Source organism: Actinacidiphila guanduensis (genome assembly GCF_900103985.1).
Lineage (GTDB): Bacteria > Actinomycetota > Actinomycetes > Streptomycetales > Streptomycetaceae > Actinacidiphila > Actinacidiphila guanduensis.
In genome coordinates, this window is sequence record NZ_FNIE01000006.1 from 245,674 (window position 1) to 269,260 (window position 23,587).

The window sequence follows — 23,587 nt, forward strand, 5'->3', positions numbered from 1 at the left end:
GTTCGCGGGCCGGGCGCCCGTACGCGCCCCCGCAGATGCATCCGTGCGCCCGCCCTGAGCCGCGGGGGCACAGCCGGGCCCGGCAGCCGCCGCACGCCGGGTGGTGGGAGGTGGACGCGGGGGCGCACCGATTCGGCCGTGCGCCTCGGTGGTCCGCGCACCGTTCTCCGTTCCTCGCCGCGCGCTCGCGCAGAACGGCAGAGTCGGTGCCGCGGGCGCCGTTGACGGTCTCCTTCCCGTGCGCACGCGTACCACGGGCGTGGGCCCGGAGGCGGTTGTCCACAGGCCCGGATCTGCCCGGCAGGGTTTTCCACAGCACTCGGACGGGTGCTCGATTACTGTCCGTCGCCGCGCGTATGGTGACAGGGCGTTGAGAAAACGCGCGGGGTCACGGGGAACGGGGAGAGGTGCGGTGCGATGGGGAACGCGGAGTGGACGACCGGCAGCGGCGGCGCGGGCGCGGCCGTGCCGTACTACGGAGTGCCCGCGGCAGGGCCGGAAGCGGGGCCGCCGCCGGCGGTGCGGGTACGCGGATTGTGGAAGCGCTTCGGCGAGCAGGTCGCGGTCGCGGGGATAGACCTGGAGCTGCCCGCGGGGCGGTTCATCGGGCTCGTCGGGCCCAACGGGGCGGGGAAGACGACGACGTTGTCGATGGTCACGGGGCTGCTGCGGCCGGACGACGGCCTGGTGCAGGTGGTCGGCCGGGACGTGTGGTCCGATCCGGTCGGGACGAAGTCCAGGATCGGCGTGCTGCCCGAGGGGCTGCGGCTCTTCGAGCGGCTGTCCGGCGGTGAACTGCTGACGTTCACCGGGCGTCTGCGGGGCCTGCCGGAGGGCGAGGTGGAGCACCGCGCCGCGCAGTTGCTGGACGTGCTCGACCTGACGCCGGCCCGGCACAAGCTGGTCGTGGACTACTCGACGGGCATGCGCAAGAAGATCGGTCTGGCCGCGGCGTTGCTGCACAACCCGGAAGTCCTCTTCCTGGACGAGCCGTTCGAGGGTGTGGACCCGGTCTCCGCCCAGGTGATACGCGGTGTGCTGGAGCGGTACACGGGCACCGGCGGCACCGTGGTGTTCTCCTCGCACGTGATGGAGCTGGTGGAGAGCCTTTGCGACTGGGTGGCGGTGATGGCCGCGGGGCGGATCGTGGCGCACGGGCCGCTGGCGGACGTGCGGGCCTCGGCGAGGTCCCTGCAGGACGCCTTCCTCGCGCTCGTCGGCGCCGAACGCGCGGGCGGGCACGACGACCTGGAGTGGCTGGGCGGAGGCCCGCGATGAGCGGGGCGGGGCCGCTGACGGGCAGCGCGCCGACACCTCTGCCCCCATCGGCACCGGCGGCGCCGGCAGCTCCGGCGGTCGGCCCGCCCGCATCGGTGACGGCCACCTTCGTCCGCCTGAAAGTGGCGGTGCTGCGCAACGGGCTGCGCCAGTCGCGGGGCCGCACCGCCGGCTGGGTGGTGGGCGTGGTCCTGGTGCTCCTCTACGCGCTGGGCAGCGGCGCGGGGATGATCGCGCTGCGGGGCAACGAGTACGCGCCCGCGGCGGCCGCGACCACCGCCACGGTGCTGGGCCTGGGCTGGACGGTGATGCCGCTGTTCTTCTTCGGCGGCGACGACACCCTGGACGCCACCCGGCTGGCGATGCTGCCACTGCGGCCGCGGCCGCTGATACGGGCGCTGCTGGTGTCCTCGCTGATCGGCGTCGGCCCGCTGTTCACGGTGCTGCTGGCGGCGGGGGCGACCGTTGCGGTGGCCCACGGGGCGGCGGCGGCCATGACAGCGGTGGTGGCCGTAGCACTCGTCCTGGTGACGTGCGTGGCGGTCTCCCGTGCGGTGGCGGCGGCCAACACCCGGTTGCTGACCAGTCGCCGGGGCCGGGACCTGGCCGTGCTCAGCGGGCTGTTCGTGGCGGTGGGCGCGCAGCTGATGAACCTCGGGCTCAGCTCGCTCTCCTCCCACCACGGCCTGCACCGGGTCACCTCGGTCACGGCGGTGCTGCGCTGGATACCGCCGGCCGCCGCGGTGGACGCCGTGCGCTCGGTCTCCGGCGGCTCGTACGCGGTGGCGGCCGCGCAGTTGGTGCTCACACTCGGCGCCGCGGCTCTGGCGCTGGTGTGGTGGCACCGCAGCCTGCACCGGTTGATGGTGTCGCCGGACTCGTCGTCGCTGCAGGCGGCGCCGGAGACCGCCCGGGCGAAGGGCGGTGCCCGCCGCTCGCCGGTGGTGCGGCTGCTGCCCGGCCAACTGGTGGCCGGCCGGGCCGGGACGGTGCTGGAGCGCCAGTTCCGCTATGCGGCGCGCGACCCGCGGCAGCGCTCGTCGTGGGCGACGGGGCTGGCGGTCGGCCTGCTGCTGCCGCTGGTGGCAGTGGTGCAGCACGGCTCGGTCTACCAGTGCCTGTGGACGGCGGGGTTGCTGGGCATGCAGATGTTCAACCAGTTCGGGATGGACAACTCGGCGTTCTGGACGATCGCTGCGACGATCACCTCCCGGCGGGACGCGGAGCTGGAGTTGCGCGGCCGGGCGCTGATGCTGGGGTCGGTGGCGCTGCCGTACGTCACGGTGGTCACGGTGGCGACGGCGGTGCTGCTGGGAAAGGAGGGTGCGCTGCCGGAGGTGCTGGGGATGGCCTTCGCGTTCCTGGGGGCGCTGATATCCACCGGCAGTTATGCCAGCGTGCGGTTCCCGTACGCGGTGTCGGCGGACAACGCCTTCGGGGCTGCGGCGGCGCCGGGCAACGGTTCGCTGGTGGCGGCCAACGCCCTCGGCGGCAGCGCGGCGAGCGCGGCCCTGTGCCTGCCCGTGCTCGGCTTGGACGTGGCCCTGCACGTGGCCGACGCGCACGGCGCCCTGTGGACGGTGCTGCCGGTTGGCGCGGTGTACGGAGCCGTGCTCGCGGCGGCGGCACTGCGCTTCACCGCGCCGCGGTTCCTGGACCGTCTGCCCGAGATCCTGACGGCGGTGACACGGGCCTGAGTTCGCGGGGCGGCGCCCGAGGGAGTCCTTCCCGGAGGAGTTCTCCCGAGCGGGCTTCTGCCGGACGGATGCCACGGGCGGCTCCCTGCGGACGAGTTGGGCGCCGGGGACCCTCGGGATTGTGCGGTGGACTGCACACGCCGACCTATGGCGCCCACTCCGGACGCTTCGGTCCGGCACCTGCCGAAAGCGCCAGAGCCGCGCTGAGGGCGCCCCGCTCCGGGCCAGCGCGGAGTCGGTCGGCGGCCGGCGGCCGCACGAACCCCGGCGCAGGGCACACCGGCACGTGGCTGGGCCGCGCCTCACGACGGTGCCCAACAGTTCCGACGCGGCCCAACGACACCGACACGGCCCGGCGCACCACCCGGCCACGCCGGGCCGCGCCTCACGGCGGCGCCCAACGGCTCCGACGGTGCCCAGCGGGTCCGATAGGGCACCGACACGGCCCCGGGCGTGCCGCCCCGCCGGGCACGGCCCGTACCCCGACGCGCGCCCAGCGGATCGGCGGGCGGTCGCCGGCTCGGGTCGGGGAACCCGGGAGCCGCCGGAAGGGTCAGTTGGCGATGGGGTCGCGCCAGGTGGGGTGGAGCTCGTCGAGGAGGGCTTCGACGCGTGGGGGGAGACCGCGGGAGGGCCCGTTGAGGGCGTTGCTGCGGGTGATCAGGGAGGCGGCGGCGGCTTCGAGGCGGGCGGGGTCGCCGATGGCGTGGGTGGCTCGGAGGTAGGCGAGCCAGAGGCGTTCGTCGTTGGGGGCGATGCCCATGCCCGTCTCGACGGCGGCGACCGCGGCCTTGGGCTTGCCGGCGTCCAGGTGGAGGCCGGCGAGGGCGAGGGCGATCTCGGCGACGAGGACGGGGTGCTGGGCGTCGACGATCTCGTGGCCGAGCCAGCCGTAGCGGCCGGGGGCGCGGTCCTCGAAGAGGCGGCCGCGGGCCAGGGAGAGCGCGTCGGTCAGGAGGCGGCGCCTGGCGACGGGGTCGCCGGCCGCGCGGCCCTCGGTGGCCTCGTGGTGGAGCGTCTGGAGGACGTCCCAGTCGGAGACGACGGAGGTGGACAGGACGATACGGCCGGTGTCGTCGATGGTGAGGCGCTCGCCGCCGTCGGGGTCGGTGCCGAGCCAGGTGCGCAGGCGGGCGATGAGGGCGTCGCGGACGTCCTCGGTGACGCCGCGCGGCCAGAGCGCCGAGGCCAGCACCCGGGGGTGCACGCCCTCGCGGTGCAGCAGCAGGAGGGCGAGCGCCTCGTGCAGCAGCCGGCTGCGCTCGGCCTCGGGCTCGGGCAGGCCGGTGACCTCGAAGCGGCCGAGGAGGCGGGCGTAGACACCGGGGCGGCCCTGGTCGCTGAGGTCGACGAGGAAGGGCGGGGAGTCGGGGCCGGGACCGTCGTCGCCGCCGGCCTCGGCGAAGAGCCGCAGGACGGCCTCGTACTGGGCCCGGGGCAGCAGTTGGGCCTTCATGTCCAGGCCGAGCAGGGGTGCGAGCAGCCGCCCTGCGGGGGTGATCTCCAGCTCCCAGGCGGCGCCCGGCAGGTCGGAGTCGGAGGTGGCGACGAGGTAGCCGATGCCCAGGCGCCCGGCGTCGGCGGCGAGTTCGGCCAGCCGCTGCGCCTCCTGCTCATCGGGTTCGGCGGCCAGCAGCACCAGGTGCGGGGCCCACTGCGTGTGCTGGGCCGGGCCGGTGCGGCCGGTGAGCACGCTGTCCTGACCGGCGGTGCGCAGGGCGCCGGCGCGCTGGACGGTCTCGGCGGCCATGATCTCCAGCACCTCGGGCACCGTGGCGATGTGCCGCACCCGGGCCGGGGCGAGGGCGGTGAGGTCCTCGGCGAAGCCGACGAGGGTGACGGTCATGCGGTCCGACCAGCCGTTGGTGGCCAGTTCGGCGGCGACGGACGACAGGACTGCGTCGCGGTCGGCCGGGGCACCCGCCAGGGAGACGATGCCGGGCACCGCTTCGAGGTTGAGCAGCAGCCGCGCGTCGTCCAGGGTGCCGAGGACGACCAGGCCCGGGTAGGGGGCGGCGGCCGAGGTGTCGGCGTCCTCGGCGAGGTGGGCGCGCTCCAGCTGCCAGAAGGTGTCGTCCTGGCCGGTCGTCCAGGGCGCCGGCGGCAGCCCGTCGGGCCAGGCGAGCTGGAGGTGCAGGGAGGTGTCGGTGAGCCAGGCCGCGTAGACGGTGGGGAGCTTGCGCCCGTCGGCGTCCAGCCGGGCCGACAGCGAGCGCAGGGCGCGGTCGAGGAACGCGACGGCGTCCTGGTCGGCGCCGATCCGCAGCGCGTCGGCGACGTCGGCCTGCGGCCCGGTGGGCGTGCGCGGGGTGCGCATGCCGCCCGCGGTGAGCGACTGCCACAGCGCGGTGCGCCGGCGGCGGCCGAGCGCGGCCAGCAGCCCCGCGGCCAGCAGCGGCGCGCCGATGAGCGCCTCGGACAACTCGAAGCCGTGCGAGCCGGACACGGCGTGCACGGCCTCGGCGACCGCCCCCGCCTCGTGCTGCTGCCCACCGCCGGAACCGCCGGAGCCGCCGGCCCCGCCGCCCTGCTGTTCGGTGCCCGGGGTCTGGGTGGTCGCGTGCGCGCCCTCCTGCACGGTGTCCTTGGCCCCGCCGTGCTGCGCGTAGTGCTCGATGTCGGGTGCGGTGTGCGGTGCGGCCACCGGCATCTCGACCAGGTCGCCGCCGTGCGCGTCGGCGGGCATCTCCATCACCCAGCCCGGCCGGATCAGGCTGGCCTGCGAGAGCCGGGAGCCGTCGGGCTGCACCCGGTCCTTGTTGAGCTCGTAGATCTCCTTGTAGCGGCGCCCGTCGCCGAGGTGCCGTTGCGCTATCTCCCACAGCGAGTCGTGGTGGCGCCCCTCGGGCGGGTTGATCCGGTAGAACTTCGTCGCCTTCTGCGTGTGCTGCGCGACGCCCTGCGCGGTGCTGCTCTGCGGCCCCGTCTGGTGCTGCACCGCGGCCTGGTGCGCGGCCGCCTGCTGCCCCGGGGTCTGCTGCGCGGTGGCCGCGACGCCGGGCCGGGCCTGGCTCTCCATCTGGTGGGACTGGCCCAGTTGGGACAGCCCCGGGATCAGCCCCGCGGTGCTCACCCCGACCAGGAGCAGCGCCGCGATCAGCTGGCGCGCGAGCAGCTGGCTCGGCCCGGACCCCGGCACATGCGCCGGCATCCCGACCCCGGACACCGCCGCCTTCGCCTCCACCAGCACGCACGCGGTGAACTGCGCCCAGGCCAGCCACACCACCACCGCGAGGGTGTTGACGAACGTCTCCGAGGTGATCGGCTGCTGCAGCAGGTCGGAGTCGACGTGGTGCGGGAAGGGCGAGCCGATGAAGTACAGCAGCGCCCCGGGCACACCGACCACCAGCACCGCCAGCGCCAGGAACGCGCCGAAGGCCCGGACGAGGTCGCCGAACGTCCGGTGCCTGCGCGGCTGCCCCGCGGCCGCTGCCCCCTGCTGCGCGCGGTTACCTCCCGCGGCGGTCGTGCGTGCCATGGCTGCTTCCTCGACTTCCTGTACTTCCCGGTGCTTCCTGGTCTGCTTCGGCGGTGCCCTGCGGCGGTGCGGCGGCCGGCGTCGGTGCCGACACGGCCGCCACGGCCGGCACGGTCCGGGTGGGGCCGGTCAGTTCGCCGGTCCCGTGATCGAGACGGCGGCCGCGGTGCCGACCACCGTGATGTGCTTGCGGTAGAACCCGCTGAGGATCGGCTGGTACGTGATCTGCACCCGCACCTCCACCCGCTGCGCGGTCGCCGACGTGCAGTACGAGTTGCGCCGGTCGGCCGCCGACAGGTTGACGCTCCTCACGAACTGCCGCACCCGGTTGGTGCAGTCCTGGTAGTTGATCTGCGGCTGCGCGCCGGCGGCGGCGTTGCGCAGCGCGTCGACGTCGATGTCCTGGGCGGCGTACCGGGCGGCCTGCTCGGCGATGTCCGCGGCCCGCTCGCGCTTGGCGATCGACAGGCCGCCGTCCACGACGAAGGCCGCCAGCGTCATGAACACCAGCGCGAAGATCAGCACGGCGGCCGCGCCCGACCCGCGGTCGTCGCGCAGCCCACGCCGGAGCCGGGTCGGAGCCCCCTCCACCGGCCCGACGGGTGCGGCCGGTTCAGCGGATTCAGCGGACCCGACGCGCTTCACGGTCACCACCGGCATCAGTCCGCCACCGCCCGCCGGAACGGGTCGAGCGGCGAGGTCGCCGTCGACGTCACCGTCTTGGTGATCGGCAGCCCCAGGAAGTCCAGCCCGCGCACCTTGCACGTGACCTGGATCGTGAAGAGGCTGTCCGGCCGGAAGCTGGTGTCGCCGATCGCGGTGACGTCCGGGGTGCCCGCGCACACCCCGTCCAGGTCGCCCCGCGCGGTGGTCTTCGCCTGCTCCATCGCCACCGAACGGTCGCGCTGGATGGAGCCGGCCCGGGCGGCGTCGCGCGCGGCACCGTCCACCGCGCCCCGCCCGTCCACGAGTTGACCGAAGGCGACCAGCACCAGGATGAACATGATGATGAGCGGCGCGAGGATGACCACCTCGATGGTGGACACGCCCGCGTCGTCCCCGGCGGCCCGGGCGCCGCCAGCAGCCCCGGCCCCATCCCGCCGCGCTCTCACTCGCACTGCCCGACCCTCCCCCCGTCCGGCACGAAGCACTCGATCGGCCCCTGCGAGGTCTCGTCCACGTGGAACTTCACGCCGGGGAACGGGAAGACCGACGGCACCCCGGCCCGGACGCGCACCCGCACCATGTTCGCGTCGCCGGGGTCCTTGGCCGCCTCGATGCGCGGGCCGAGCAGCAGGCTCGGCCCGAGCTGGCTGATGTAGCTGGAGGCGGCGTCATGCGCGTCGCCCTGCCAGTCCTGGTTGGTGGCCGCCTCGTCGCGGGCCTTGCGCGCACCGGCGCGGGCGGCCGCCTGGGCGACATGCTCGGCGAAGTAGAACATCCCGAACTGCACGGTGGCGAAGATCATGAAGAACAGCACGGGGGTGAGGAAGACGAACTCGATGGCGGTCATGCCGCGGTCCGCGCCCCCCGGCGCCCGGCTGCCCACGCCGCTGTCGCCCTGCGCCGCGTCCAGTCTGCGGCGCACGGCGTGCCGCAGCGCGCCCGTCGTCCTTCCCATCGGTCCGGCTCCCCCGTCGCCGCCGTCAGCAGCCGTTGCTGCTGCCGTCGGACTTCGTGATGCAGTTGCCGACGTCGGTGGCCTTGCCGCTGAGCGCCTTGTTGATGGTGTAGCCGACGAAGGCCACGATCGCCACCACGATGGCCGAGATGACCACCCACTCGACCGCGGAAGCGCCGCGCGAGGTGTCCTCGCTGCGGGCGCGGTCGATCCGCCCCCTGAGGTACACGTACAGGAAGTTGACCATCGGATCGTTGATCGGCAGTCGGTTCATGGGAGTCCTCCGTTGGGTTTTCGGCGATCGGGCCGTTCGGCCCGGGTCGGGCGCCGGGGTGGGGCGCGGTGTCGTGCGCTGTCTCGTACGGTCCTGCGCGTCGTCGGCGCCGGGTCGGACCGTGTCCTCCAGTGGCGTTGTCCTCCAGGGGGTTCCTGGTGCGGGCAGGCGAAGCGTCACACCTGGAACACCCGCATCGCTGCCGGGTAGATGAGGAAGACCAGGAAGCCGGCGGCGAGCAGCAGCTGCGCGACCAGCATCGACTGCGACTGCTCGCCGGCCTGCCCCTCGATCTCCGCGAGTTCGCGGTGGCGCATCGTCTCGGCCCGCGAGCCGAGCGAGTCGCGGACCTTGGCGCCGTCGTCGGCGACCAGCGCGAGGGTGACGCCGAGGTCCTCCAGCTCCTCGATGCCGAGTTCCGCGCCGAGCCGGCCGAGCGCCACCCACTGGCTGGTGCCGGTGATCCGCGCGTCGGCCAGGCAGTTGCGGATGCGCAGCAGCGCCCACCCGTCGCTGATCTCGGCCGCCGACATCAGCGCCTCGGGCAGGCCGCGGCCGCCCGCGAGGTTCATCGCGACCAGGTCCAGGTACGCGCCCACCACCCGCCGCAGGTCCTTGCGCTTCTCGGCCGCGTCCCGCCGTACCTCGACGTCGGGCAGCAGGAAGAAGACGGCGGCGAAGACGAGTGCGAGCCACACCGGGACGATCGGGTTGATGCCGAAGCCGACGACCTCGATCACCACGAACAGGAACGGGCCGAAGACCAGGCCGACCGCGCCGAGCATGACCTTCGTCGCGAGGAACGTCTCCCAACTGCGGTCCAGCACCGCGAGGTCGGCCCGCAGCGAGCGCATCTCCCAGCCCTGCTGCAGGTAGAACCGGGCGATCCGGCGGCCGACCTCGCCGCGCCAGCCGCCGCCGTCGGACGCGGCGGGGGTGCTGCTCGCGGTGCCGCCGGACGCGCGCAGGGCGTCGACCTGCGCGACCGTGGACAGCGCGCTGCGCCGCCCGGGAGCCAGGGCCCGGATCAGGGCGAAGATGCCGAGTCCCGCGATGCCGCCGACCAGGCAGGCGAAGAGGATCGTGTTCATCGGGCGGCCCCCTGTCCCGGCACGGCCGGGCGGCCGGGTGCGGCCCCGCCGTGCGCCCCGTAGCCCGGCAGGCCCTGCTGGGCCTGGCCCCCGGCGGGCCCGCCCGCCCCGCCGGCGGCGAACTGGGCGAAGGCCGGCTGGGCGGTGCGCTCCGGCGCGTGCACCAGGAACCGGTCCGGCGTCTCGATCTTGGAGAGCTTGCGCAGCCAGAAGAACCCGGCGGCGAACAGCAGGCACACCACGCCGAGCACCAACTGGCCCAGCGGTGTGCCGTACGGCTGAACGAAGCTGCGGTTGAAGACGGCCAGGCCCAGGACGAAGACCGCCGAGACCACCACGACGATCTGCACGCTGCGCCGGGTGCTGGCGCGCTGGGCCATCACGCGCTGGCGCATGTCGACCTCCTCACGGGCGGACTTGGCGAGCGCGCCCAGCACCTCGCGCAGACCCGGGCCGCGCAGGCGGGCGTTGAGGATGAGGGCGGCGATGATGATGTCGGCCGAGGCGTCGTCGATCTCCTCGGCGAGCACCTGGAGGGCGTCGGGCAGCGGCCAGCGGGCCCGCAACCGGTCCACCAGGGTGTCCAGATGGACCCGCAACGCGGGGGACGCGGCCCGCGCGGAGGCGGGGATGGCCTGCTCCAGGCCGACGGCGCCGGCGATGGTGTCGCGCAGCGACTCCGTCCAACTGGCCAGCGCCTCCACCCGCTTCATCGCCGCGCGCTCCTCGGCCGCGCCGCCGAAGAGCCGGTCCCAGGCGAAGACCAGCACCGCGGCGGCCGCGCCCAGCACCAGCCAGCGGGTCAGGGCCAGCACGATCAGCCCGGCGACGACGGCGATCGAGCCGCGCTGGGTGAGGAACTTCGCCAGCTCCGAGGCCCGTTCGCCGGTGGACTGCCCCGGTGCGGGGGGCTTGGGCGCCCAGCCGCGCATGGCGGCGATGAACAGCGCGATGCCGCCGCCCGCGGCGGCTCCGGCGAGCAGCCCCCACAGTACGGAGAACGAGAAGATCCCGGTCATTACCGCCACACCCCCGTGGGCTGGTAGCCGTGCGCGAGCAGTTCGTCCAGGCAGGCGATGGGGGCGTGGGGCAGGGCCACGCCCTCGCCGGTCTCGGCGAAGATCTCGCTGGAAAGGACGCGCCCGTCCACGCCGTTGACCTCGCGGATGGAGGTGACGACGCGGCGCAGCGTCCCGCCGCGCTGGAAGTCGTTGCGGCGCTCGATGAAGACGACGAAGTCGATGGCGCCGGCCACCAGCATCTGCGACGCCTCGACCGGCAGCCGCTCCTGCGCCTGGAGCGCGTAGGTGGAGATGCGGTTGAAGACCTCGCCGGAGCTGTTGGCGTGGATGGTGGACAGGGAGCCGTCGTTGCCCTGCGACATGGCGTTGAGCATGGTGACGATCTCGTCGCCGAGCACCTCGCCGACGATGACCCGCGAGGGATTCATGCGCAGCGAGCGGCGGACGAGTTCGGCCATGGTGATGGCGCCCAGGCCCTCGGAGTTGGGCAGCCGCTCCTCGAACGCCACCACGTTGGGGTGCAGTTCGGGGAACTGGTCCAGGCCCAGCTCCAGGGCGCGCTCGACGGTGATGAGCCGCTCGTGCGGCGGGATGACGTTCGCCAGGGCGCGCAGCAGCGTCGTCTTGCCGGCGTTGGTGGCGCCGGCGATCATCAGGTTCTTGCGGGCGAGCACCGCGGCGGACAGGAAGGAGCCGACCTCCGGGGTGATGGTGTAGTTGCCGACGAGGTCGGCGAGGAACACCTTGCCCATGCGGGCGCGCCGGATGGACAGCGCCGGTCGCCGGGTGACGTCCATGACCGCCGAGAGGCGCGAGCCGTCGGGCAGCCGCAGGTCCAGCTGCGGGTTGGCGGTGTCGAAGGGGCGCGAGGACAGGCCGGAGTAGGCGCCGAGCACCTGGATGAGTTCGACGAGTTCCTCGTCGGTCTCGGCGACCGGGTCGCCCTGCACCTCGCGGCCGTCGGCGTAGCCGATGAAGACCTGGTCGCAGCCGTTGATGTCGATGTTCTCGACCTCGGGGTCGTCCAGCAGCGGCTGCAGCCGGCCCACGCCGAAGAGCGCGGCGTGCACGGCGGCCGCGTACGCCTCCTCCGCCTGGGCATCGGGCGGGGTGCGGCCGAGCGCGATCTCCGCGCGGGCGTAGTCCTCCAGTATCTGGGCGATGATCGCGCGGGCGAAGTGGCGCTCGTCCTCGGAAGACATCGCCATCCGGCCCTCGACCTGGTCGAGCCTGCGCTGCTCGGCGATGCGGTCGCCCGCCTCCTGGCGGAAGCGCTTGACCAGCTGGTGGTCGACCGCGTCGCTCATCGCAGGACCCCGTACCGCTGCGGTACGTCGGCGGTGACCTGGCGGGCGGAGCGGATGAGCAGCGACTTGTCGAGCCGGCCGCGGCGGCGGCCGCTGAGCATCTCCGCGCCGGCCGGGTCGTGCGCGAGGGTGCCCACCACACGGGCGGAGATCTGCGAGGCGACCAGCATCTCGTTCAACTGCGCGGCCAGGCGCGCGCTCTGGCCGGTGTCGGCGATGAGCAGCACGCCGATCGGCGGGTAGCCCAGGGCCGCGGCGCCGCGCTGCGAGCCGTGCAGCTTGGCCGACAGGGCGGCGGCGCGGTCGCGGACCCGGGCGAGGTTCTCCGGGGCGGTGCGCGAGACCAGCAGCACCAGGGCGGCGTGCGGGAGCAGTTCGAGGGTCGGGGAGTCGGGGCCGATGCGGCCGCAGTCGGCGATCACGTCGGCGGCGCCGTTGGGCGACTGCGCAAGCGTGGCGAACGCCTGGCCGAGCATGGGCCACAGGCCGGTCAGGCCGGCCGCCTGCTCGGCGCCGGCGAGGCCGACGAGCACGTCGAGGCCGCCGACAAGCGGCTGGGCGTGGTCCCACAACTGCTCGGCGGCCAGGCCGTGGCGGGCGGTCGCGGCCAGCGAGAGCAGGCCGGAGTTGGGGTTCAGCACGCCGCCGTGCGCGCCGGAGGCGCGGTAGACGAGGTCGCCGCCGGCCGGGTCGGCCTCGGCCAGCAGGACGCGGCGCGGCCACACGGCGGCCAGCGCGACGGCGGCCGTGGTGACGCCGGGCGCCCCCTTGTCGGCGGCGATTGCGATCAGTGCCATGACGTCTTCGCCGCTCGCTCAGTTCTTGCTGGGGACGGAGACGAGCGCGACGTCCTGCGAGGAGGCGGCGGTCGTCAGCGCGGAGACGACGGAGTCGTCGGCGATCACGGTGACGGAGGTGTCGCTGGTGCCGACGTCCGAGGAGTTGGTGTCGATCGAGCGCAGCACGAGGGTGTCGCTGATCAGTGTGGAGCCCGAGCCGGCGCTGTCGCCCGAGGTGCCCGAGGAGGTCTTGGTGGTGTCCCCGACGAAGTAGGCGGCGACCGTCTGGCCGGTCCGCAGCCCGGTCGGGAACTGGCCCTCCTTCAGGGAGATGCCCACCAGCGACTTGCCGGCCGGCACCGAGTTGTCCTGGTCGGTGATCATGGAGCGGACCAGGACGGAGCCCTGCGTGAGGTTGGTGGCCGCGCGGAAGTGGGAGGTGAGGTCGCCGCGCTGGTTCCACCGGATGAAGGACAGGCCGGTGTTGTCGGAGACCATCACCTCGCGGATCGCCGACGACGGGATCTTCTCGCCGGCCGCCACGGGTGAGGTGACCTCCACGACGGAGACCTTGTTGCCGGCGCGCATCACCATGACGGTCGCGCCCAGGGCGCCCACGAGGATGAGGAGGACCGCGAGTGCGGCCAGCGCGGGCTTGCGCTCGCGCGGCGCCACCGGAAGCCGCTCAGCGCCGCCGGGGCCGTGCAGGTTCGGCGCGGGTGCGCTCTGGCGGCCACCGCCGCCCGCGGCGAATCGTTCCCTGGTCTTCACGTCAGTGCCCCCGAACCGGCGCTTGGCATGTGATCGGTCGCGCGAGTGCTGTCCGTCGCTCTCCTGTCCGGCGACGACCCACCGGCCGATGTCAAGTCACCGCACGTTATCAGCGCCTTACAAAAGCCCTCAAGGCGCGGCATGTGACAAGGCGTCCACAGCATTGCAACGGAACGGCACGTCCCGCCGCGCCGCTTCGAGTACGGCATGGCTCCCCCCGTGCGGCCGGCTCGACGCCCGGCCGACGCTCCAGTATCGGCCGCGGGCGGGCGACTTGGGACGGTGGGAACGTGAAGGTTTTCCGAAGGGCGCGGGCCGGTGGCCGCTACGGCATGCGGTAGAGCTTCGCGTCGGTGGGGGTGACCTTCTCCGGCAGCTGCTTGATCTCCGCGTCGATGATGGGCACGAGCTTGCCGAGCAGTGCCTGGATGCGCTTGCGGCGCCCGTCCACCTCGGTGGTCCAGCCGTCGGCGGCCTTGCCGACCCAGACCTTCTTGTTGCCCATGTCGGAGCACGTGGTCTTCAGGGTGTTCTCGAGTGTGCCCAGTTCCTTCTGGAGCCGGGACTTGAGGTCCTGCAGGTCCTTGATCGCCGGGTTGGGGACCGTCGCCTGCTGCTGTGGAGTTCCGCCGCCCATCGTTCTTCCCCCGTGGCCGTGTCGTGGTGCCCGGCGCCGACTGCCCGCCGCATGCCGCGCGTTCGGGCCCCGGCAACCGGTGCGTCCTTCGTACACCAGCCCCTATCGTAGGCCCAAGCCCCTTCAGAAGGGCCACGTGACCAAGCACGTCGCCGACGACCGGGCGGGCGCCGACGAGGCCCTCGTCTTCCCACCCATCTCCGTCCCCGACGAGGCCGACTGCGCCCGGGGCTGCCGCCGCCGACGCGCTGCCGCGCAGAGGGTCCTTGTCCGCTGTGAGCCCTCTCGCAGGACATGTCACAGCGATCACCCGGGACCCGGTTGTCCACAGGCGCGAAGGGCCGGTGTGAGGACTCCGCGCGGGTTATCCACAGGGCGGGACGAACGGGTTACCCGATGTTTCCGGTGGCGGATAGCCTTCAGGAGATAGGTGATGCGGGGCCCGTTCACGGGTCCGACGGGGAGGAATCAAGCCATGCGCGTGACCGTGACGGTCGTTCAGCAGGGGCTGGACGCGCAGGACGTGGTGGTGGCCGCCGACGACTCGGCGACCGCCGGCGACGTGGCGCTCGCGCTGGCCGGACCGGTCGGCGCCGTCGCGGAACCGGCGGCGCGGGGCCGGCCGTCCGGCGGCGTCGTGGTGCAGTTCCCGGGTTCGTACGCGGGCGCGCCCCAGCAGCAGGCCCCCGTCGCGCACGCGGCACCGGTGCTGTGGGCCGACGGCGTGCCGTGCGACCCGCAGGCGCCGGCCGCGAGCCTGCTGCGCGACGGCATGCGCGTCACCGTGGACGATTCCATCGGTCCTTTCATGCGCGCGGGCGAGCCCGCCGGCCGCTACGAACTGCGGGTCTGCGCGGGCCCGGGCGCCGGCCGGGTGGCCCGCCTCGGCGTGGGCACGGCCACCATCGGCTCGGCCAAGGGCTGCACCGTCACCGTGCAGGACCCGGCGATGCCGCCCACCGCGGCGCGGGTGTCCGTGGCGGCCGACGGCACCGTCACCCTCATCGGCGCCCCCGGATCCGGGCTCGTCCTGGAAGGCGAGCCGGTGGACACCGAGCGGCCCTGGCCGCTGAAGGCGCAGGTCAAGGCGGGCGACTCGGTGCTGGTGCTGGACCAGCCGAGCACCCCGGACGCGCACCTGTCCCCCATGGGCGAGGGCGGCCTCGCCTACAACCGGCCGCCGCGGCTGTCCACGCTGCCGCCGCGGGTGCGGCTGTACGTGCCGCAGCAGCCGAAGAAGGGCGAGGGCGCCCGCTTCCAGATGCTCACCGCGGTGGTGCCGCTCGCCTTCGGCCTGGTCATGTACTTCACGGTCCACCAGGTCTACATGCTGCTGTTCTGCCTGATGAGCCCGGTCATGCTGATCGGGCAGTGGGTCAGCGAGTCCCGCGAGGGCAAGCGCAAGGACCGCGACGAGGCGAAGAGCTTCAAGGCGGACCTCGCCCGGCACCAGCAGGAGCTGGAGGCCGCGCGGCTGTCCGACCAGCGCGAGCGCCGCGCCACATACCCCGACGCCGCCGAGGTGCTGCTCTTCGCCACCGGCCCGCGGCGCCGGCTGTGGGAGCGCCGGATCACCGACCCGGACGCGCTGCGGCTGCGCATCGGCGTGGCCGACCTGCCCGCGGACATCGAGCTGCTGCCCAAGGGCGGCAGCCTGCCCGACGGGGCGCCGCCGCTGCAGCCGCCCCTGGTGCACGACGTGCCGGTGCCGCTGCCGCTGCCCGAGCTGGGCGTGGTGGGCGTGGCCGGCGAGCGGGCCAGGGCGCTGTCCACCGCCCGCTGGCTGATCAGCCAGGCCGCGGTGCTGCACAGCCCGCGCGACCTGTCGATGGTGGTGCTCTCCTCCGCGCAGGACGCGGAGGCGTCCTGGAGCTGGGCGCACTGGCTGCCCCACCTGGCGCCGCAGCAGGGCCAGGACTGCGTGGCGCTGATCGGCACCGACCAGGAGGCGGCCGGCCGCCGGATCAACGAGTTGCTGCAGGAACTGGCCCGCCGCAAGGCCGACACGGTGGCCACCGGCGGCGGGGGCCGCATGCGCCCCGACCCCTATGTACTGGTGGTGCTGGACGGGGCGCGGCTGCTGCGCCGGATGCCGGGGGTGCCGCAACTGCTGCAGGAGGGCCCGTCCTTCGGGATGTTCGCCCTGTGCGTCGATGAGGACGAGCGGCTGCTGCCCGAGGAGGTGCGCCTGGCGGTGTGCTGGTCCCCGCACGCGGCCAGCCGGCTGCACCTGCGCGGCGGCGGCCTGGAGCGGCTGGGCGAGGTGCTGGCCGACCAGGTGGGTCCGGACTGGTGCGAGCTGGTGGCCCGTTCGATGGCGCCGGTGCGCGACGTCAGCCGGGACGACGCGGACAGCGCGCTGCCCACCTCCGCGCGGCTGCTGGACCTGCTCGGCATGCCGGACCCGGACGGGCAGCAGGTGGCGGGCGTCTGGCAGCTCGGCGGGGCGACGACGGCGGTCCCGATCGGCGTCGGCGCGGACGGCACCTTCGTGCTGGACATCCGGAAGGACGGCCCGCACGCACTGGTCGCGGGCACCACCGGCGCGGGCAAGTCCGAGCTGCTGCAGACGATCATCGCCTCGCTCGCGGTGGCCAACCGGCCGGACGCGCTGAACTTCGTCCTCATCGACTACAAGGGCGGCAGCGCCTTCCAGGACTGCGCGCGGCTGCCGCACACCGTCGGCATGGTCAGCGACCTGGACGCGCACCTGACCGAGCGGGCGCTGGCCTCGCTCGCAGCCGAGCTGCACCACCGCGAGACCATCCTGTTCAACGCGGGCACCAAGGACATCGAGGACTACAACGACGCCCGGCGGTTGCGGCCCGAACTCGAGCCGATGCCGCGGCTGGCGCTGATCATCGACGAGTTCGCCTCCCTGGTGGCCGAACTGCCGGACTTCATCGCCGGCCTGGTCGACATCGCCCGCCGCGGCCGCTCGCTCGGCGTGCACCTGGTGCTGGCGACGCAGCGCCCGGCCGGTGTGGTCAGCGCCGACATCCGGGCGAACACCAACCTGCGAATCGCCCTTCGGGTCACCGGCCCGGAGGAGTCCAGGGACGTCATCGACGCGCCGGACTCGGGCTCCATCGCGAAGTCCACGCCGGGCCGCGCCTATGTGCGCTCGGGCGCGCAGTCCCTGGTGGGCGTGCAGTCCGCGCGGATCGGCGGCCGCCGTCCGGCGATCGGCCAGGACCGGGCGAAGGCGGAGGTGATGCGGCTGGGCTGGTCGGCGCTGGGCCGCCCGATGCCGCGCGGCGCGCAGGGCGACGCGGACGACGGCACCATGGTCACGGACCTGGCGGTGCTGGTGGACGCGATACGGGACGCCTCGGAGCTGATGGGTTTCCCGGCCCCGAGGAAGCCGTGGCTGGACCCGCTGCCCGAGCACGTGACCTACGACGCGCTGCCGGCCACCGCGCAGGCCGCAGCGGGCCGGGACGTCGCGCCGATCGCCTACGGCCTGACCGACCTTCCGGCGCAGCAGGCCCGCGCGCCGCTGGCGGTGGACCTGGTGCACGGCGAGCACGTGCTGATCGTGGGCGGGCCCCGCTCGGGCCGCTCCACCGCGCTGCGCACGGTCGCCGGCGCCCTGGCGCGCACCGCCTCGCCGCAGGACGTGCACGTCTACGCCGTGGACTGCGGGGCCAACGCGCTGCTGCCGCTGGTGGCGCTGCCGCACGTGGGCGCGGTGGTCACCCGCGACCAGCCCGAGCGGCTGGCCCGGCTGCTGGACCGGCTCTCCGCCGAGGTCTCGCGGCGCCAGCAACTGCTGGCGATGAAGGGCGCCTCCTCGGCCGCCGAGCAGCGGGCAATGGCCACCGATCCGCAGGAGCGGCTGCCGTGGATGGTGCTGCTGCTGGACAACTGGGAGGGCTACGTCTCCACCTTCGAGACGTACGACTACGGGAAGTTGATCGACGCCGCCCTGCGGCTGTTCCGCGAGGGCGGCTCGGCCGGGCTGAAGGTGGTGATGACCGCGGACCGGACCGGGTTCAGCGGCCAGATCTCCTCGGTCTTCGCCGACAAGCTGATCCTGCGGATGGCCGACCCGAACGACTACAGCACCGGCGGGCTCGGGCCGCGCGAGGTGCCGAAGAACATGCCGTCGGGCCGCGCGCTGCGGCCGACCGACAACGGCGTGCAGGAAAACCAGGTGGCGCTGCTCGCGCCGGACCCGGCCGGTCAGGCGCAGGTGGAGGCGCTGCAGCGGATCGGCCGTGCGGCAACGGAGCGGATAGGCCGGGTGGGCCGGCTGCCCAAGCAGCTGCGGCCGATGCGGGTGGACGCGCTGCCGCCGCGGGTGACGGCCGGTGAGGCGCTCGCGCTGGACCCGGACTTCACGGTGCCCTCGCCGCTGTGGGCGCTGATCGGCGTGGGCGGCGACGAGTTGCAGCCGCTGGGGGTGGACCTGCAGGAGTCGGGGCCGGGCTTCGTGATCGCGGGGCCGCCGAAGTCGGGCCGTTCCACGACACTGATGACGGCGGTTCAGTCGCTGACCCGGCGCGGCACGCCGGTGGTGCTGGTGACCCCGCGCCGCTCGCCGCTGCGCGAGTGGGCGGGCGAGCCGGGGGTGCTCGGGCTGCTGGGCGCGGACGCGAGCCCGGAGGAGCTGAAGGAGCTGACCGACCGCGCGGGCGACACCCCGTACGCAGTGGTGATCGACGACGGCGAACTGCTCTACGACACCCCGCTGGACACCGCATTGGAGGAGGTCGTCAGGAGCGGCATGGACGGGGAGCACGCGCTGATCGCGGCGGGCTCCGCGGACTCGATGGGCTCGCAGTACCGCGGTTTCCTGGTGGAGGCGCGCAAGTCCCGTACGGGTCTGCTGCTCTCGCCGCAGGGCGCCTCGGAGGGCGACCTGTTCAACGTGCGGCTGCCGCGGGACGCGGCGGGCGGCCCGACCGGGCGCGGCCTGCTGATCCGCGGCGGCGGCATCACCCAGATCCAGGCGGCCGCCCTCGGCTAGGGCGTGTCCGGCAAATCCCGCCTGGCCGGCGGGCCCTGGCACGCGCCCCCTGCCTTCGACGGGGGACCCCCAGCCGCGTTGTCGGTCGTCGGCGCAGGCCGCGCGAAGGCGGGGCACACAGCGGGGGCACGCAGAAGGGCCGGGCGTGCGGAGGAAACTCCGCGCCCGGCCCTTGCCGTACCTGCGCGGCCCAGTGGGCGGCCGCCGCCGGTACCAGGAATTACCTGGTGGCCGCCTCGACGTTGTCCGCGTTGGTCTTGGCGGAGTTCTGCGCGTCGTGCAGGGTCTGCACGAACTTGTCGAAGGTCGGCTTGAGCTGCGACCACTCGTTGCGGAACCGGTCCGCGGCCGGGCCCTTCCAGTACGCGTCGCTGCTGGTGGTGGCGGTCTGCAGGTGGCTGATGAGCGTGCTGAGGTTGCCCGCCTCGGTCTTGAACTTGCCCGAGAGGTCCCGCAGCTGCTGAATATCGGCGCCGTGGATCGTCATGTGCACCCTCCCCGTTGGATTCGGATAATTGCGACGGACGCTGTGTCCGTCGTCTCAGGACGCTAGCGTACGAGCGCCGTGATTGCAGCCCTCGGCAGGGAGTCCCGGACGAGTTGTTGCGGAACATGCACATCGGTGCGACACCGTCGCGACGGCTCCGCGCGCGCCGATGAACTCAGCTGCTGGGCAGGCCCGTTCGGGAGAAGGTGTCGGTCAGGCCGCCGGTCCACTGCACAGTGAGGGTCTTGCCGTCGGGGGCCATCACGCCGTGCCCCGAGGTGCGTTCCTTGTCGCCGTCCATGCAGGTCAGGGTCAGGCGGATGGACCCGGTGCCGGTGTACGCGCCGCCGCACAGGTGGGTGCTGGTGAGCCCGGCCTTGCCCTTGCCGAGGACGAGTTGGACCTTGGCGCCGTCCACGGTGGCCAGCCACACGCCCTCCACGGACTGCGTGGAGTCAGTGGACGCGCCGCCGGTGTCCGCGTCGGCCGCCGAACCGCTCGCGGTGGGCCCGCCCGTGGCCGAAGAGGTGGCCGAACCGGTGGACGGGGCGCCGTTCGCGGTGGTGCCGGTGGCCGTCGGTGTCCCCGAACCGGTGGCGATGGCCGAGGAACTGGCGACGGGTTCCTTCTGCGCGTCGGCGCTGCTGTCGCTGCTGCACCCGGTCAGGGCGAGCGCGGCTACTGCCACAACGGCGGCAAGTCCCGTACCGGACACGGCCGACAGTGACCGGCCGCGGTCGGCGCGACGGCCACGGCCCCGCCGGCCGCCGGCCGCTCCGGTGCTCCCTCGACAGTCACGACAGCGCACGTGAACTCCCCCATGGCGGCGATGTGGTCCCAGTGATCGGCAAGCTACCAGCAGGAACCCCCCGATGCCTCGGCCGGGACCGGGCCGTGGCCGAGCTGTGCCCGCGAACTCGCCGCAGATCCGGCAGAACCGGCACGCACCCGCGGGGCAAGCGCTTCCTGTACGAACCGCTCGACGGCCTCGCACCACGCGGCGGGCTGCTCCCAGGGCACGAGGTGACCCGCGTCGGGGATCTCCGCGTAGCTCCCGCGGGGCAGCACGCGCACCATCTCCTGCGCCTCGGCGCGGCCCAACTCGCCGTCCACCCCGCGCACCACGAGCGCGGGGCAGTGCACCCGGGCCAGCTCCTCCCAGTGCGCGTCGCCTATCCACGGGTCCCGCGAGCGCAGCATGTGCTCCAGGCGGTGCAGGGGCCGCCAGCCGTCCTCACCCTCGGCCATCGCCTCGGCGAAGAAGTCGCCCCTGGCGGGGCTGGGGCGCTCGGCCCACGGATCCTCGGCGGCGAACCAGCGGCGCACGTCGGCCAGGGTGGCGAAGGGCAGCGGCCACGAGCCGAGCCACTGGGCCCACGCCCGCTGCCCCGCTTCCGCCTGGGCGGAGGCGCGCATGTCGCAGATGACCACCGCGGCCACCAGGTCCGGCCGCCGGGCCGCGCACTGCCAGGCGACCAGCGCGCCCATGCCATGGCCGACCAGGACGGCGGGCGCGAGGTCCAGCTGCTCGACGGCGGCGATCGCGTCCGCCACGTGGGCCTCCGGGGTGTAGGGGCCCTCCGGCTTGTCGCTGCGGCCGTGCCCGCGCAGGTCGAGGGCGAGCGCCCGGTACCGCGGGGCGAGCCGCCGCGCGGTCTCCGCCCACTGCGAGGCCCGGCCCAGCAGCCCGTGGAGCAGCAGCACACCGGGCCGCTCGGCTGCGGGCACCGGGAACAGGGCGGGCTCCAGCTCCGGCACCGCCGGTTCCGCCCACGCGCCGGGACCGGCACCCGGACCGGCACCCCCGCCGACCCCCGGCCCCGGACCGGAGCCCGCACCAGGACCCGCACCCGCCCGAACGTCCCACCCGCGCGGCCACGCCCGCGCCCATCCGTCCGGGCCCGCCGCGGACCCCGGGCCGGGTGCGGCCCGCTCCTCCGCCGCCCCGTACTCCCACGCCGCGAGCCGCAGGCCGCCCGCCCCCGCCACCTCGTACCGCGTGATCATCGCTGCACCCCCTTCCGTACCGCTGCCGCACCGGTCCCGAGCGGACCCGTTCCGTCCCGGCCCACATTATCGAACCCATATTCGAACACGGGGGTGCGGCAACCAACTCCGCTCTTTCGGGTGACAGCGCTCAAGGGTTGGCCGCCGCAGCCGAGGGGAGATCTCCAGCGGGACGCGGCACGTGGGGAGGCGCACCGCGGGAAGGTCCCGGGAAGCTCGGGGTCCCGGGCCTTCGAGGGGGCGCGAGGAAGAAGGAAGAGGAGGGGGAGCGGGGGGAGCGGGGGCAGGGAGGGAGGAGCCCCGGCACCGCGGGGAGCGGTGCCGGGGCTTTCGGCCGTACGAGGTGCGGGCAGCAGGGCGCGACGCTACGAAGGCTCGGGCGGGGCCGAACGGTGACCCGGCCCGGCTGGAGCCCCGACTGCTAGCGCTTGGCCACGAAGACGTGCGAGGCGATCTCCGCGTCCAGCTCGGCGGCCTCGCCGCCGGAGCCGATCATGACACCGCCCGCCGAACCCGTGACGCTCACCACGGCGCCGGGCTGCACGCCCGCCCGCCGCAGCGTGTACATCACCTGGGCGTCGGTCTGGATGGGCTCGCCGATGCGGCGGACCACCACGCTCGCCCCGGCGGAACCGGGGTCCAGCTCGGTGAGGCTGACCATGCCCTCCCCGAGGAAGGGGTCCGCCTCGGCGCCCGCGCCCAGTTCGTCGAGACCCGGGATCGGGTTGCCGTACGGCGACTCGGTGGGGTGCCGCAGCATCTCCAGCACCCGCCGCTCCACCGCCTCGCTCATCACGTGCTCCCAGCGGCACGCCTCGGCGTGCACCTGCTCCCACTCCAGCCCGATGACGTCCACCAGCAGGCACTCGGCGATGCGGTGCTTGCGCATCACCCGTGTCGCCGTGCGGCGCCCCTCGTCGGTGAGCTCCAGGTGGCGGTCGCCCGCCACGTGCAGCAGTCCGTCGCGCTCCATCCGCGCCACCGTCTGGGAGACGGTCGGGCCGCTCTGGTCGAGCCGCTCGGCGATTCGGGCGCGCATCGGGACCACACCCTCCTCCTCCAGCTCCAGGATGGTGCGGAGATACATCTCCGTCGTGTCGATCAGTCCGGACATCGCGCCCCTCGTGTATCTCGTGCGTGGCCCTGCTGACAATTCTGACGCATCGCGGCGACAACGGTCCCCGCCCCGGCGGCGGGCCCCGCGCGCTCCACCGCAGCAGCCTCGCGTTTCCCCGGCGTTTCCCCTCCGGGTCCGCCCGCCGTCTCCTTGACACCGCTCCCGGCGGGCAGCACGGTGATCGCCATGAGCGACCCCCTGGACGATCTCTCCGACCGGTACTTCGACGCCGCGGTCCGCCTGCTGGAGCGGGTCAGGAACGAGGAGCGCGACGCACTGCGGCGGGCCGGCCGGGCGGTCGCGGACGCGGTCTCGGGCGGCCGCCGGGTCTTCGCCTTCGGCGCCGGCCACTCCTCGCTGCCCGCCCAGGACGTCGTCTACCGCGCGGGCGGCCTCGCCCTGGTGAACCTGCTCGCGGTGCCCGGCGTGACCGGCGTGGACGTCGTCCCCGCGACCCTGGGCAGCGCGCTGGAGCGGGTCGAGGGCCTGGCGGCCGCCGCCCTGGACACCAGCCCCGCGCAGGCGGGCGACGTGCTCTTCGTGATCTCGCTGTCCGGGCGCAACACCCTGCCGGTGGAGATGGCGCAGGGCGCCAGGGAGCGGGGCCTGACGGTGATCGGGGTCACCTCGGTCGTCTACGCCGACCACACCAGCGCGCGGAACGCCTCGGGCACCTTCCTGAAGGACCACTGCGACATCGTGCTGGACTCCAAGATCGCCCCGGGCGACGCCGAGCTGTCCGACGACCGCATCCCCGCGCCCTTCGCGCCGGCCTCCACCGTGGTCACCAGCGCGCTGATGCAGGCGGTGATGGCCAACGCGGCCGCCGAACTCGCCGCCGAGGGCCGCACCCCGCCGATGATCCGCTCGGGCAATGTGGACGGCGGCCACGAGTGGAACCGCCGGGTCTTCGACGAGTACCGCGACCGGATCTTCTTCCGCCGCTGACACCCGGCCGCGTACCGGGCACACACCAAGGGGCTCGCGCCGTGAGCCGAGCGCAGTACACCAGGCATCATGCGCTGACCGCCGTACCTGGAGCGCCCCCT

19 protein-coding genes are annotated in these 23,587 nt (G+C 74.0%); 4 read left to right on the forward strand and 15 right to left on the reverse strand.

Features of this window, described 5'->3' with window-relative positions; all coding sequences use genetic code 11:
• The first annotated feature begins 417 nt into the window (after positions 1–417).
• Positions 418–1,278: an ABC transporter ATP-binding protein gene (locus BLR33_RS15265; protein WP_093784995.1), complete on the forward strand. Its 861-nt coding sequence runs from the start codon at positions 418–420 to the stop codon at positions 1,276–1,278.
• Positions 1,275–2,975, forward strand: coding sequence for a transporter (locus tag BLR33_RS15270; protein WP_093784996.1), 1,701 nt, complete (start codon positions 1,275–1,277; stop codon positions 2,973–2,975). Before BLR33_RS15265 ends, BLR33_RS15270 begins: the two co-directional genes overlap by 4 nt.
• Before the next feature lie 553 nt (positions 2,976–3,528).
• Here BLR33_RS15270 and BLR33_RS15275 read toward each other — a convergent pair.
• The 11 genes from BLR33_RS15275 to BLR33_RS15325 form a co-directional block, all read right to left on the reverse strand.
• On the reverse strand, positions 3,529–6,453 hold the full coding sequence (locus tag BLR33_RS15275; RefSeq protein ID WP_093784997.1) for a BTAD domain-containing putative transcriptional regulator: 2,925 nt from the start codon (positions 6,451–6,453) through the stop codon (positions 3,529–3,531).
• A gap of 129 nt (positions 6,454–6,582) precedes the next feature.
• Entirely contained in the window at positions 6,583–7,044 is a 462-nt protein-coding gene (locus BLR33_RS15280; RefSeq protein ID WP_093785199.1) for a pilus assembly protein TadG-related protein, read from the reverse strand.
• A gap of 68 nt (positions 7,045–7,112) precedes the next feature.
• Positions 7,113–7,499 carry a TadE/TadG family type IV pilus assembly protein gene (locus BLR33_RS15285; protein ID WP_407639680.1) on the reverse strand — a complete coding sequence of 129 codons (387 nt, stop codon included), beginning with the start codon at positions 7,497–7,499 and terminating at the stop codon, positions 7,113–7,115.
• A 62-nt stretch (positions 7,500–7,561) separates the two neighbouring features.
• Complete coding sequence (locus tag BLR33_RS15290; protein ID WP_093784998.1) at positions 7,562–8,074, reverse strand: TadE/TadG family type IV pilus assembly protein; 513 nt, start codon at positions 8,072–8,074, stop codon at positions 7,562–7,564.
• Between the two features lie 25 nt (positions 8,075–8,099).
• Positions 8,100–8,348 (reverse strand): Flp family type IVb pilin, encoded by a 249-nt coding sequence (locus BLR33_RS15295; protein ID WP_093784999.1) that lies wholly within the window; start codon positions 8,346–8,348, stop codon positions 8,100–8,102.
• A gap of 176 nt (positions 8,349–8,524) precedes the next feature.
• On the reverse strand, positions 8,525–9,439 hold the full coding sequence (locus tag BLR33_RS15300; protein ID WP_093785000.1) for a type II secretion system F family protein: 915 nt from the start codon (positions 9,437–9,439) through the stop codon (positions 8,525–8,527).
• Positions 9,436–10,458 (reverse strand): type II secretion system F family protein, encoded by a 1,023-nt coding sequence (locus BLR33_RS15305; RefSeq protein ID WP_093785001.1) that lies wholly within the window; start codon positions 10,456–10,458, stop codon positions 9,436–9,438. The genes BLR33_RS15300 and BLR33_RS15305 overlap by 4 nt, the downstream gene beginning before the upstream one ends.
• Positions 10,458–11,768 carry a CpaF family protein gene (locus tag BLR33_RS15310; protein WP_093785002.1) on the reverse strand — a complete coding sequence of 437 codons (1,311 nt, stop codon included), beginning with the start codon at positions 11,766–11,768 and terminating at the stop codon, positions 10,458–10,460. The genes BLR33_RS15305 and BLR33_RS15310 overlap by 1 nt, the downstream gene beginning before the upstream one ends.
• Positions 11,765–12,565, reverse strand: a complete 801-nt coding sequence (locus tag BLR33_RS15315; RefSeq protein ID WP_093785003.1) for a hypothetical protein — start codon at positions 12,563–12,565, stop codon at positions 11,765–11,767. The genes BLR33_RS15310 and BLR33_RS15315 overlap by 4 nt, the downstream gene beginning before the upstream one ends.
• A gap of 18 nt (positions 12,566–12,583) precedes the next feature.
• Entirely contained in the window at positions 12,584–13,318 is a 735-nt protein-coding gene (locus BLR33_RS15320; protein ID WP_093785004.1) for a hypothetical protein, read from the reverse strand.
• 325 nt (positions 13,319–13,643) lie between these two features.
• A complete protein-coding gene (locus BLR33_RS15325) occupies positions 13,644–13,955 on the reverse strand; it encodes a hypothetical protein (protein WP_093785005.1) in 312 nt (103 codons plus the stop codon).
• 475 nt (positions 13,956–14,430) lie between these two features.
• On the opposite strand from BLR33_RS15325, the gene BLR33_RS15330 reads away from it, so the two are divergent.
• Complete coding sequence (locus BLR33_RS15330) at positions 14,431–18,927, forward strand: FtsK/SpoIIIE domain-containing protein (protein WP_093785006.1); 4,497 nt, start codon at positions 14,431–14,433, stop codon at positions 18,925–18,927.
• A 220-nt stretch (positions 18,928–19,147) separates the two neighbouring features.
• On the opposite strand, the gene BLR33_RS15335 is transcribed toward BLR33_RS15330, so the two are convergent.
• From BLR33_RS15335 to BLR33_RS15350, 4 genes are all read right to left on the reverse strand, one after another.
• Positions 19,148–19,414, reverse strand: coding sequence for a WXG100 family type VII secretion target (locus BLR33_RS15335; protein ID WP_093785007.1), 267 nt, complete (start codon positions 19,412–19,414; stop codon positions 19,148–19,150).
• Between the two features lie 175 nt (positions 19,415–19,589).
• Positions 19,590–20,129, reverse strand: a complete 540-nt coding sequence (locus BLR33_RS15340; RefSeq protein ID WP_143031695.1) for a hypothetical protein — start codon at positions 20,127–20,129, stop codon at positions 19,590–19,592.
• Between the two features lie 137 nt (positions 20,130–20,266).
• On the reverse strand, positions 20,267–21,172 hold the full coding sequence (locus BLR33_RS15345; protein ID WP_245771421.1) for an alpha/beta fold hydrolase: 906 nt from the start codon (positions 21,170–21,172) through the stop codon (positions 20,267–20,269).
• Between the two features lie 670 nt (positions 21,173–21,842).
• Complete coding sequence (locus BLR33_RS15350; protein ID WP_093785010.1) at positions 21,843–22,535, reverse strand: metal-dependent transcriptional regulator; 693 nt, start codon at positions 22,533–22,535, stop codon at positions 21,843–21,845.
• A 189-nt stretch (positions 22,536–22,724) separates the two neighbouring features.
• On the opposite strand from BLR33_RS15350, the gene BLR33_RS15355 reads away from it, so the two are divergent.
• On the forward strand, positions 22,725–23,486 hold the full coding sequence (locus tag BLR33_RS15355; RefSeq protein ID WP_093785011.1) for an SIS domain-containing protein: 762 nt from the start codon (positions 22,725–22,727) through the stop codon (positions 23,484–23,486).
• The last annotated feature ends 101 nt before the right edge of the window (positions 23,487–23,587 follow it).